This is a genomic window from Butyrivibrio sp. DSM 10294 (assembly GCF_028539135.1).
Taxonomy (GTDB): domain Bacteria; phylum Bacillota; class Clostridia; order Lachnospirales; family Lachnospiraceae; genus Butyrivibrio.
Genome location: NZ_JANSWL010000072.1, coordinates 159,659 through 172,424 on the forward strand (window position 1 = coordinate 159,659; position 12,766 = coordinate 172,424).

Sequence of the window (12,766 nt, forward strand, 5' to 3'; positions counted from 1 at the left end):
ATTATTCAGTTACCTCAGTCTTATTGATAATGCCGCATACCGCCTTGACGTTATCTCTGTCCACCTGCTTGTAATCATGCTTCTTGCCTGTAAGATTCGTCTCAAATTCGGAAAGGGCATCTATCTTATCCCAGGGGATAAGGCAGGCATGACGCCGTTTAACTACATCCTTGGTAAGATTGATAGAAGGATCCTTCTTGTACAGTTCTGCCCTCTCACTGCGCTCATCATCGGTCATCGGCTGATATCCGATTGCATAATGGAAGCCCATCCATCTAAGATGCTCGCACCTTGCCAGATTCTCCAGAAGCTCACCTCCGATACTGTCTGCAGGCGTCTTAGCAAGGCCCAGACGTCTGATAAGTCCTGAGAGATAATCCGCGCTGGCACAGCAGCTCATGCGGCTGAAGTAATCACAGCTCTTCCACTGTTCCTCAGGGTCTCCTTCTTTGCAGTAATAATGATTTATTTCCTTGGCCAGAGCATCAAGGCTCCTGCCATACATGATCTCCTTGTCAAAAACGCTGGTGGTTACGCAGTCCTCACCCTTCTTATTGCGGATGATCTTGTCGTCATAACACTGATAAATGGGTAGCGTTGCCCCATTGTCCGAGAGAATATCCATGATTCCGTAGGTAATCTCCTGTCCAAGGCTCTCATTTCCCACCTCCACCGTTATAAGACTTAATCGATTGGCTTTTTCCTTAACATAATCAGCGAACCTTATGCTTCTTGCATCTGCTGCTTCAAACTTAATATCATAGTTTTCCAGAAGTCCCGGATATCTTGAGGAAAAGAATCCGTTTACCTTTTCATAACAGGAATCAAAAATATGAACATGAAGAGAACTTCCCTCGAACTGCGCAACCGGAACTAACTTGCGAAGGATCTCCTGACCGATGCCACCAAAGCCCACCATAAGAACATCAATGTCCTTCGTAGCTCTCCCCTTGTCGTCAAAGCTCATCACATCAGCAATTGGATACTTCCACGTCAGGAGCCTGGCGGTGAGTTCTGTCTGCTCAAAAGCCTTGACCTTACCATACCCGTAGTCTGTTCCCAGTGCCAGCAGTTCATTTCCGATACTTGAGGCTCTTGCAAACATCACAAGCTCAGTGTTTTCAGGCTGGATATTTGCTCTCTTAAGGCAGTTCATCATCTTATGGGCGTAGGAATAATTCTTTTCATAATCCCCGGATAGGACGCTGACTCTTATCCTTCTTTTGCCGTCTTTGAGAGCCAGCCTTTTTATGAACTTATCGCTTGGCTGCATAGCATCAGGATCCGAGTAGACAAGTGCTCCGGTACGGTTCAGATAACTGTCGGGGACACTTCCGCCGCCCACAAATACCAGTGCGACACGTCCTTCCTTGCACAGCGCCTCGCCAAGCCTTAAGGTATTATCATCAATCCCATAGATGATCTCTATATCCCTGAATCTAAGAAGCCAGGTACGAAAGCTCTTAAGTATGTCTTTACCTATAACCAGAATTAAAGCGCTTATTACCGAATAATAGGCAAAAAAGTGCACGATCCAGTAAAAGCATGATGTGAAAATGTTCTGCCCCACCACCTTTACAAAGGAGTCATGGGCGCTGTCACCGGCATTTCCAAACATCCTGCTGACATGAACAACGGTCCTCAGAACCGCAATTGGGGGCAGCTCACTAAACTGGGAAGCATCTATATTTCCATAGATGACAAGTCCTCCTGCGATGGCCACCAGAAAGGAGATACCTGTCCATTTTTTTACATGCTCAGTATCAACCGTAAACCATATGATAAGGGTCAGAAACACTGCTGCTGCGATCAGAATAATTATCACGTTACTCATACTCTTTTACCTCTCGTTTATCTTAAGGTCACCGTTACTTAAGTCCGTATTTCTGCTTGATGGCCCCCGGCGGAGCATAATCCGCCAGGTACTCATCGGCCATTTTGCATATCCCCTTGTAGTCCACAAAAGGAAGCAGATATTCACCCTCGTTGTCGTATACTATAATCCCTTCGTTTGTTTCACCGAACACAGAACCTATCTCACATACTATGCGCATATCCTTGTCAAAAATATATATCTTCTCTCCTCTTAGTACGTAGCTTCCGGTAAGATCACTAAGCCCAAATGAATAGAAGTTATCCTCGGAAGTGGCAAAGGAGCTGACTTTTTCTCCCGTTTCAGCATCGTAAATGCAGGCGGTGTGGTTACTAAGAGCCGTCATAATATACTTTTTGTCCTCAGAGTAATAAATAAAATCAACAAGTCTCTGATTTACATCAAATTTCTCGCTGTCTGTGAAGACCTCCTCCGGAAGATAGGACTGCATCATCTCCGTATCAAAATCACCGTCATAGCGCGCTGCCAGAGTACTTGTCTTATCGGAATAACGGGTCACATAGCTCTCGCTATTGAAAACACAATAGAGATCACCGTTCTTGTAAGTCACGTCGCTGACTGCCAGACTGGGAACCGTCTTAAAGAACACCTCGGTTGCATCTGCCTGATTGTACTCGCTGCAGCTAAAGACTTTGCTTCCACCGGTCAGATAATACAGTTGACCATCTTCTATCCAGGCTTCGAAAATGTTCCCCGGTGCATAGTATCTCTTAACAAGCTCGCCTGTTTTTGGTTCAAGAATTGCCACTTCCGTCTTGCCGCATATATACAGGTATTTATCGGATATCCTGAAAAAACCGTAGATAACCTCAAAGTCTTCAAGGGTTGTCTTCCACTTCTCCTTTTTGGATTCCGGATCCATTAAGGTAATGTCGCAGCTAAGAAGTTCACCCTCGTATCTTCCGGCGGCAACATACAATACATCATCTCCAAGGTATACCACAGGCTCCCGGAAGGATTCCCCTTTATACAGATCAAGCATTTTACCATCTGTTGTATTTATCTTGACCAGGAAGTAGTTCTCTTCCATTTCGGAAAAGCAGCAGGTAAGCACATTCCCTGACAGCCATGCCTCCCGGATACTTACAAATTCTTCGAAAACATCGCTGTGGTCGAATTTGAAAAGAATCTGTCCACCGTCTCCCACAGCGTAGAGAATGTTGTCGAAACTGTCTATAAGCACCATTGTCCCATCATCAACCACGAAAAAGCTTGCATCTGCGGGGACCTCCACCGGGGTACTCTCTTTTGTCTCAAAAGAATAGTAATAACAGTTTTCACCGTTACCCCAGAGCACACCTTCTTCACCGCAGAATGCAGACTGGATCCAGCCATTGTCACTTACGATGGTATGAAGAACACTTCCCGTCTCCGCATCGCACACATAGGCGACCTTGTCCTCATTTAGCAGCACATATTTGCCGTCTCCTGATACATAGAAATTGTACAGCATAGATCCCGCATCGTAGGCGCAGACAGGCTCATGACCTCCTGACATCTTGTATACATCCATGGATTCATACAGTGCCTTAAGCGCATCTGCGTTATATCCTTCCTCTTCATCATCAGGAAGAACGCTCCTGACAGCATAGACAGCATCCTTTCTCCTTCCGGCCTTCATAAGATTTCCTGAGGCTGCAGCCATGGATGAGGCAAAACTGTCCTGAAGCTCACTGTACTGCTTGTTAATGGTCACATTCTGAGCGCTGATCTTGATCAGCATTACGGTTGCAAAAATAGCAAATGCCAGGACAGCCGCTCCGATACTGCCAAAGATAGTCGCCAGCCTTCGCATTCTCTGCTCTCTGTGCCTTTGCTTAAGGTCATCATAATTAAGCCCGAACATTGCGGCGCAGAGCTTGATCACTGCAATATCCATGGCCTTCAGGACCTCTTTTTTGGTGCCGCCCCTGGTATCTGCCGCAAGCGGCTCCAGTTCGCGCCTTGTTATAATGGTCTCGCCGTTTTCTGTTGTAGTCTCTATGTCCTCATAACACAGAATCTCGGGAAAAGAATTGACCGGCTCATCCTCAGCCAGCACAACCAGAATGTGGTCCCTTGGATGGGTCTGCAAAAAGACCTCGATCTCCTTCATACACCATCTGGACTCAGGATATCTGGGCGTACAGATGGTTATGAGAAAGTCCGAGTTAAGAAGCGCCTTGCTGATAGGGTCGGAAAGATTGTCCGTAAGAGGAAGCTCGTCCACGTCGCGAAAGACCCGCTCTATCTTTTTCTTTCCGCTTGCTACCTTAGGAAGCACAGACTTAGGGAGTTTGAAGCTCTCCAGCTTTTTATGGAGATTTTCAGCCACAAAGCTGTCAAACTCATTGTGCCTGTAGCTTATAAATGCATCATAATGAAGATCGTTTCCTCCTGACATATTGGTCACCCCGGGCGCTTATGCGCGTGTTCGCTCAAGACCATGTTTACGATTTATCATGATACAATTATACTGTTTTTTATGTACAATTAAAACAATTTTATAAATTATCTATCTTCGACAGAAGTTCCCAGGAATAGGCATCCTTGGCCTGTTCTTCGTAAGGAAGATCGTCAAAGGGAACCAGCAGGTTATGCTCTCTCGCTGAATCATTCCGCACAGCGGCGTAGTGCCAGTTATTAACGATATGAAAACGAGTCCATCTCTCATGCTCCAGATGCCACAGCGTAAGCTTCTGCTCATCGGTCAGCGCCTTGTAAGCGGCATAGGCTTCCCCGGACGTCGCAGCCTTAAGAATTCCAAGCTTGACAGGCATGTGATCCGCAACTTCCTGGTTTGACTGCCTCTTGAAGGCTGACAGATGGTTCCAGTCAGGGGCTGCTGCGTTATCCTTTCTGTAGGTCTCATGCATACCGATGGCAACACGGCTCATTTTTTCCTTAAGGACGAACTCTTCTGTATAGATATCCTCTATTGAGCCAAAGGTGGTCACTCCTGAGTCATTGATCTTTCTGGAATACAGAACATGGAACTGCTGGTCCTTATTTCTGATCGCATAATATTTGCGGAGCCTGCTAAGGACAGTGAGATTAACGCTTTCATCGAAGTCGCAGATAATGATTCTGTCGGCATTTTCAATTGTCTCTCTGTCTTCCATCCAGGAGGCCTGATGATAGATTATGCTGTCCACCGTTTCGCTCTTTTTATCGATGGAAAAATAATCGCCAAGGTAGTAGTGCTCTGTCCTGAAGGTATTAAAGTCTCCGAACAGATGATATTCAACGCTCTGCGTAACCTTATAAACATTTCTCTTCAAGGCATGCTCAAGGATACTGCTGCTGTACTCTCCATCACCGATGATCACTATCCTTTCGTCATGTCCAAGATCGGCTCTCAAAGGATAGGCGTTCCAGTAGAGCCTGCTGATATTCTCATATTTGCTAAAGCATACCAGATTAACGGGAATTATCTCCGGAACATACTCCGTGAGGCAGTAGCAGTGGAAGGGTAAAATATTGTCCCTAAGGTATCTGTTGCACTGATCATAATACTCTGAATAGTTCTCATAATCATTGTCACAGTCCCTCATAAAAAAGAGATGCAGCCTTGATTTATCACCTTTTAAACTGATGATCTTTTCGAAGGAACAGTCGATAGGCAGTACACCTGAGGGAGTGAAGTCATTGATTTCCCCGAGGCATATGAAGATTCCTTTGCCATGGCTCTTAATGTCACTTATGAGAAAGCTCGTTTTTTCATTTATCTCCGAAAACACATACCAGTTCTCATTTCTGTGCCTTTTAAGCCTCCAAAGTTTGATGCCGTCGGAATTGAAGGTACTGATGATAGTCGCCAGCAAAAAGCCCATCAGCCCCATGCTTGACAGTATGAATATAATACCGATGATCTTGCCCCATAATGTCACAGGATACAGATCTCCGTATCCGACAGTGGTAAGAGTCACTATCATATACCACAGCGCATCGCCTATGCTGGTTATGGAAGAGCCACCGGCTCTTGCCTCTACCATGTATAGGAGGCCGCAGAGTACCAGCATTATCAGACATATAACACCTATGTAGCCAAGTTTTTTCTTCATACATTTGTCCCCCGAAGACTTCAAGTGATCCTGTACCACATCTATACTTAAGCATATCAAAATGTCCTGTTTCTCTGCAAACCTTTTTGTATCCCGCCCATATCTTAATAAACATTATACTTCATAAAAATTATCTAAATATCGATAATTAGATTTCTGATAGTGCTAGAATAATTATGATGGTTAACTATTGTGACCTGATATTTTCATGCAATGATCAGAGGATTTGTAACTATGAGTACTGCCATTTTACCGGAGGGCAAAACCGAATATTTGATAAATAACCTTGATCGGGCGATTAGTGAAGGATGGATTGAAATATATACCCAGCCTGTAGTTCGCTCGTCCAACGGCAAAGTAAGTGAGGAAGAGACGCTGGCAAGGTGGGACGATCCTGTCCTGGGAGTACTTAACCCCTCCGAATTTGTTCCCGTGCTTGAAGCAGCTGATAAAATTGAATTCCTTGACCTGTATATACTGCAAAAAGTTCTGGAGAAGATGCATAAACAGCGTGAAATGGGGATGGATCTTGTAAGAAATTCCATCAATTTTTCGCTCCTGGATTTTCAGCAGGAAGATATCATAGACAAAATTGATGACCTGGTCACTTCTTTTGATATCCCCAAAGACAGAATTGCTTTTGAGATCTCAGAAAGCTCTGTTTTAACTGAAAACACGAAGACTCATCCACAGTTGGAATGCCTCCATAAGCTGGGCTACAGATTTGAGCTGGACGATTTCTGCTACAATTCGATCGCGCTTCTTTTGTCTGGCAAGATCAGATTTGATACTGTCAAGCTGGACATGGCGCTGACCAGACAGATCCCTGATAATCCCATCGCCCAAACCGTTTTATCCGAGCTGACAAAGATGTCCTCCAAGCTTGGTCTTGATACCATCGTTAAAGGCGTAGAGACTAAGGCGCAGGCAGATTTTTTAAGCGAGATCGGTTGTGCTAAACTCCAGGGCTATTACTTCAGCAGACCGGTTTCCGTAGCAAGCCTCTTTGAATTATCAGCAGATAAACAGAATTTCCTGTTATTAGAGCGCACAGAGGAGGAACCCTATTATAATGCTGTAGACAGGATGAGTATACACGAGTTATCCATTACCGATGTAAACAGCGAGGTTCTTGGTAATTATCATAACACAATACCGATCGCCATCATCGAAGTTGACGGTGATGAGCTTACTATTTTGCGTTCCAACAAGGACTTTACGAGATTTCTCCGGGATGATTTTCATTTCGACAGTTCCAAGTCAACTATATCAATCAAAAATCATGAGAACAAACCCGGAATTTACGCCCTTAATTCGATCAAACAGTGCATATCCATCGATGCTCCCATGGTTATTGATGATAGAACCCCTACCGGAAAAACTGCTCATATCATGCTGCAAAAAATCGCACACAACCCGGTTTCGGACAAGAATGCGGTCTTAACAGCCATCATTTCTATTGAAGAATCTAACGCGATCACCGATTCTCTATCCTTTAATTATATTGTCCGCGCGCTGTCAGCTGATTACGTGGCCATGTTCTTTGTAGATATCAGAACAAATAACTATGTAGAATATCATTCTGATGGTGCAAATCGCGATGTAACTGTTGAAAAAAGAGGCGATGATTTCTTCTATGATGCCGGAAACGACGTCAGTAAACGGACTTATCATGAAGACAGACAAATGTTTAAGGAAATCTGCACCAAGGAAAACATTTTAAGAGCCATAGACGAACAGGGCAGCTTTTCCATAACCTACAGATTAGAAGACAAATTCGGAATACGTTATGTAAATCTAAAAGCAGTAAGAGACCGAAGCAATAGCAACCACCTGATCATTGGTGTAAACAGTGTCGATGATCAGATGAAACAGCAGGAAGCCTTTCTGGCAATTCAGAAGGAGAAGGTGTCCTATTCAAGAATGGCCGCCCTTGCCGGTAATATCTATGCCGTTTACACAGTAAATATCGATAATGATTCTTACTCTGCTTATAAAACCGGCGAAGGCGAGAGCTATATCGGTTTCAAAGAAAAGGAAGAAGATTTCTTCAATGAAACGAGACGCCGAATCAAAGATCTGATTTACGAAGAAGATCTGGAGGGCTTCTTAAAGGTCATAAACAAAGAGACAATAATCAAAAAAATCTCAGATGATGGTGTCTTTGAATATACCTACAGATTACTTGTGGATAACAAGCCTACTTACTTCATGTTCAAAGCCGTAATAATATCTGAAAATGGCGAGCCCAAGCTGATAGTCGGTATCGTAAATATTGATGCTCAAAAGAGAAGGGACGAGAAATATGCAGAGACTCTGTCCGCTGTAGAAAATATTGCCCTTAAGGACTCCCTTACCGGAGTAAAGAATAAGCATGCCTATGCCTTGGCAGAAGAAGAGTTTTCTTCGCAAATTGCCTCCGGTGAAGCTCTCGAATATGCAATAGTTGTTTTTGATCTGAATAACCTTAAGTTTGTAAACGATACTTATGGCCATAAAAAAGGCGATGAATTCATAAAGGAAGGCTGTAAGATCATCTGCAAGACCTTTGCTCACAGTCCCGTATACCGCATAGGAGGAGATGAATTCGTGGCCATTGCCAAGGGCACGGACTATGAAAAACTCGATTTCCTCATGGGTGTCATAGACATGAAAAATAACGAAAACAAGGTCAGCGGTAAAGTAACCATTGCAGCAGGCACAGCCCGCAGTTCTAAAGGTCTTTCCTTCAATGATGTATTCAATCAGGCCGATACCTGTATGTATGAAAAGAAAAAGAAGATGAAGCAGCTGTAAATGCCTTTCATGGCATCTACGCTGCCTTATCTTCTATTCTGTCATGACCTTATCATCAAATCTGAATATTTTCTCTTTTGAACTTCTTAGCCGCCTTGGCCCACTTGGATATTTCTTTCTTCCTGGCATAGTTTCTGGTATTTTCTGCACTAAGGGATTTGTATAGTATGTAACGTTCAGCGGACAATTCTCCGTTTTCTATTGCCGCTTTTATAGCACAGCCAGGCTCTGTATCGTGCTTGCAGTCACTGAATCTGCAGCACCTCTCAAGTTCCAGGATGTCTGAAAAAGTGTTGTCGATTCCCTGCTCTGTGGCCGCCATTCCCAGCTCTCTCATACCGGGAGTATCGATGATAGATACGCCGTTTGGAAGCTCGATGAGCTGCCTGTGGGTGGTGGTGTGTTTTCCTGTGGAATCGGATTCTCTTACCGCAGAGGTTCTCATTATCTCTTCCCCGGCAAAGGCATTTAACAGCGTTGACTTTCCTGCGCCTGATGAGCCCATGAGGCAAATAGTGACGCCGGGCCTAATATACTCCTGCAATTCATCCACGCCAATTCCATATAGCGCAGAAATTGCATGAACTCTCACCTTATCGGATATACTCTCCACTTCTCTTATGTACCTGCCATAGTTGCTGCAAAGGTCTGATTTGGTCAGCACCACAACCGGTGTGGATTTCCCCTGAAGAACGACGCTCACATATCTGGCAATCCTGTTGTAGCTGTAGTCCTCATTAAGGGATGTGACTATAAAAGTGTAATCCACGTTAGCCACCATGTACTGCATTACCCCGGTCTTAGCCTGATCGGGCCTTTGCAGGAAGCTCTTTCTCTCACATACCGAAAGGATGGTGGAATCGCCCCGGCTGTTATACAAAAATGTAACATAATCTCCCACAACCGGGAGCTTGTCCGCATCCTCTTCGTAGAAACTGCCTTTTAACTTCGCCGGAAGCTCCTGTTCCTGGTATCTGATTTTGTAGCTGTTCTTGTTGATCTCTGAAATTCTTCCAATTATTGTATTATTCAATTCTTTGTCTCCTTATATTTTCATTAGTCAGGTTAAGTTACTTGCGCATAGTATGGAGACCCGGTCATGGAAATTTGCCTGAAATGGCACTGAGTGTAAAATAGAAAAACCGTAGCTAAAGAAGCCACGGTTGTAAATTCATAAATATATAAGCCTGATAAAAACTGTTAAAAGGCATAAACCGAGGTCCTCATACAATATGAAGTTGCAATGTCTGTTATGTACTTTACACTCATTATTATGATTTCCTCGCTTTCTTTAGTATTTTTACTACAATGATGATTCTATCACCGATAAAACGTAAATGCAATTGTTTATTAACTAAACTATCGCTTTCCTTCAATGCTGGAGGTCAGGTATTGCAAAAGGCTGCCATTTCCTTCTCCAGCAGTCTGTATACATTGGCCACAAGAAAACCGTCTGCTATGGCATGATTAAGGCGCACCGTCACCGGCATCATGAGTCTTCCGTTTTCCTCTCGGTATTTTCCCCAGTTGATGATCGGAGGAAAATAAAGATAACCATCCGGCAGCTCAATATTCAACGAATCATAGGACAGCCAGGAAATATAGGATGCGTCAAACCAGTTCGGATGATTCTTAGAATCAAGGCCATACTCTCTGGTCTTCTTGGCATTCTCCACATCCTTCACCGCATTCCTGTAGAACTCGTCGTAGTCTTCTGAATAAACCGTATAAACCGGAGTACAGGTCTCTGTATCCTCATGAAAGACATACTGTATCGGGTTGATACTGTCATAGCAGATCAGCTCATCTGTCTCCCAGAGATACCCCATCCTATAGTCATCTCTTGAGTTAAGTACCTTGGACAGAATATACAGAAAATTGATGTAAAACTTAGTCCCCTTCTCTTTGGAATACTTCACCAGATCCGTTACATCTATCCTCGCTGTCATGGAAGTAGAGCACTTGCAATCCTCAGTAAAATGGCGAAAAACGCCGCTTCTGTAGTATTCTTTTTTGTTCACAACCTTATAGTTCATTTCACCCTTCTTTCAGTTCTTTTCCAGTATTTCAAAAGCTTTTTGGTAGTCCTGTCCGAGAATTTCCTGGGTCTTCTGGAAATCATATTTCTCATGTAGTCTGGTCTGGACTTTCAGGAATTCCTTTTTACCATATTTCCTGATATATAAGGACTGAGCTTTGGCAGCGTTTGCGCCATCATTTGAAGGCACAAAAAAGCCTTTATTACAGGTCTCAATTTCGCTACATTCGTAGCAGCCATCAATCCCTTTTTCTTTACAACATTTTACATTTGGACAGATCCTGCCTTCAGAACATGTAGCAAAAGAACAAACATTATAGCTTGTCCTACAGCCTCCGCACCATTCACCCAGGAAACAATGATTGCATGACAAGCCGCATATTGCCACAAGGTCGACACCTTTTCTGGCGTTCTTGCATAGTTTATCTTTTATGCGCCTCATGGCCTCTATATGCATGATCCAGTGGCGGGAAAAAGGCATCTGTATGAGGCCCTTTATATCCTTGCCACACCAATAGTCGATAAGCCAGAATGCGTTCTCATCTTCACTGACACATTTGCTCTTTATAAGCTGAGTCTTTGTCTCGCCTTCAAACTTTCTTTTTAAGTCCTTATAATTGAGACCTTTGAGAAGCTCATCGCTTGCTTCCTTTACAGCCTTCGCATACAGATAGAGCTGCTCGACATTCAGTTTCTTTGAAAACTCAGCAATCTCTTCTCCCACAAGTTCATTCCCGGTTGTAATGATGGGAGAGCTCGTTTTTTCCAGGAAACCTTCCCTAAACAGAATCTGCTCATCTTGCGCGATCATCTCATGGGCAACGATATCTTCAATCCTGAAAATATGCCATATAGAATAGGCCAGCGTCTTGCTATGATATCCGTCGACGCCGGGAAATGGCATCTGATAAAAAGCCTCCTCAGGGTAGCCTTCTACGATCCAGGTGACCTGCTGGAACATCTCATCTCTGAATGCGATTAGTTTCTTGGTAGCTTCATCAAAAGTCGCCTCTTTGGATAAAAGGCGTTGCACCTCTTTATTCTTCTCCGACCATTCTTTGTCCATAACGCAGATCACCTCCTGAAGCTTCGCTTACCTGTTACCTCTTTTTTACCGGAATGCAGATCTCGCTGACATAATCAGCTGCTGAGGGGTCTCCCGGGAGATAGTTCTCGATGTCTACATCAGGGATCAGCTCGTACTCAGACACCGGAAGCCATTCCTTGTAGATACGCTCCCACATATCCTGTATTGCATTGGGGGACGGACCGACACATTTAAATACTGCCCAGTCATATTCGGGAATATGGATAACTTCAAAGCCTTCAGGCACGCCATCTACATCCGATGCCTTGCAGCCAATGCCGTACTTAAACTCATCGCTTCCGCTTTTCGCCTGAGCGCATACCCCCAGATACCCCGGAATCTTTCTGTACTCCTCATTGGAATAGTACTCATCCCAGAACTTCGGTATCTCCGTTTCACTGGTTTCGGCATTAAACAGCTTAGCATGTACGAGAAGATCCATCTCTTCCCATTTCTCAATCTTGTATTCCATGATACTGCCTCCTTTAATCGTGATCTGGACGGTATACCTGCTCATGAACTGGATAGGCTCTCCTTTTTTGGCCTGCGCAGGCGACACACCGTGAAACCTTGTAAAAGCCTTGGTAAAGCTCTCCGGCGAATTGAATCCAAACTTAAGTGCAATATCAATAACTTTCCCATCTCCCTTTACCAGCTCCGATGCGGCCTGAGACAATCGTCTTTTTCTCAGATATTCCGCCGGAGACATTCCTGTCAGCAGCGTGAAAGCTCGCTGGAAATGGAACGCTGAAAGATTAACTGCCTTGGATATATCCGCCAGGGTTATATCCTCTGTCAGATTCTCTTCCATGTATTCTATTGCATCGTTTATGGTCCTTACCCAATCCATTTGGTATCCCTCCTTTCACTTAAGATTTTAAGGCGGTAATAGATTGCAATCCTGTCCT

8 protein-coding genes are annotated in these 12,766 nt (G+C 44.1%); 1 reads left to right on the forward strand and 7 read right to left on the reverse strand.

Annotation, left to right across the window (positions count from 1 at the left end; genetic code table 11):
* Nucleotide 1: 1 nt before the first annotated feature.
* The 3 genes from NXH67_RS08125 to NXH67_RS08135 form a co-directional block, all read right to left on the reverse strand.
* Nucleotides 2-1,834 carry a hypothetical protein gene (locus NXH67_RS08125; RefSeq protein WP_022778803.1) on the reverse strand — a complete coding sequence of 611 codons (1,833 nt, stop codon included), beginning with the start codon at nucleotides 1,832-1,834 and terminating at the stop codon, nucleotides 2-4.
* A gap of 34 nt (nucleotides 1,835-1,868) precedes the next feature.
* Nucleotides 1,869-4,277, reverse strand: a complete 2,409-nt coding sequence (locus NXH67_RS08130) for a toll/interleukin-1 receptor domain-containing protein (RefSeq protein WP_272797046.1) — start codon at nucleotides 4,275-4,277, stop codon at nucleotides 1,869-1,871.
* Nucleotides 4,278-4,377: 100 nt separating this feature from the next.
* Nucleotides 4,378-5,937: an ion channel gene (locus NXH67_RS08135; protein WP_272797047.1), complete on the reverse strand. Its 1,560-nt coding sequence runs from the start codon at nucleotides 5,935-5,937 to the stop codon at nucleotides 4,378-4,380.
* A gap of 234 nt (nucleotides 5,938-6,171) precedes the next feature.
* On the opposite strand from NXH67_RS08135, the gene NXH67_RS08140 reads away from it, so the two are divergent.
* Nucleotides 6,172-8,733, forward strand: a complete 2,562-nt coding sequence (locus NXH67_RS08140) for a GGDEF domain-containing protein (RefSeq protein WP_272797048.1) — start codon at nucleotides 6,172-6,174, stop codon at nucleotides 8,731-8,733.
* A 55-nt stretch (nucleotides 8,734-8,788) separates the two neighbouring features.
* On the opposite strand, the gene rsgA is transcribed toward NXH67_RS08140, so the two are convergent.
* From rsgA to NXH67_RS08160, 4 genes are all read right to left on the reverse strand, one after another.
* Nucleotides 8,789-9,766, reverse strand: a complete 978-nt coding sequence (gene rsgA / locus NXH67_RS08145) for a ribosome small subunit-dependent GTPase A (protein ID WP_272797049.1) — start codon at nucleotides 9,764-9,766, stop codon at nucleotides 8,789-8,791.
* 352 nt (nucleotides 9,767-10,118) lie between these two features.
* A complete protein-coding gene (locus tag NXH67_RS08150; protein ID WP_272797050.1) occupies nucleotides 10,119-10,769 on the reverse strand; it encodes a CatA-like O-acetyltransferase, family 3 in 651 nt (216 codons plus the stop codon).
* 12 nt (nucleotides 10,770-10,781) lie between these two features.
* On the reverse strand, nucleotides 10,782-11,837 hold the full coding sequence (locus NXH67_RS18305; RefSeq protein ID WP_330676645.1) for a DUF3795 domain-containing protein: 1,056 nt from the start codon (nucleotides 11,835-11,837) through the stop codon (nucleotides 10,782-10,784).
* 34 nt (nucleotides 11,838-11,871) lie between these two features.
* Nucleotides 11,872-12,708, reverse strand: a complete 837-nt coding sequence (locus NXH67_RS08160) for an AraC family transcriptional regulator (RefSeq protein WP_272797051.1) — start codon at nucleotides 12,706-12,708, stop codon at nucleotides 11,872-11,874.
* Between the last annotated feature and the right edge of the window lie 58 nt (nucleotides 12,709-12,766).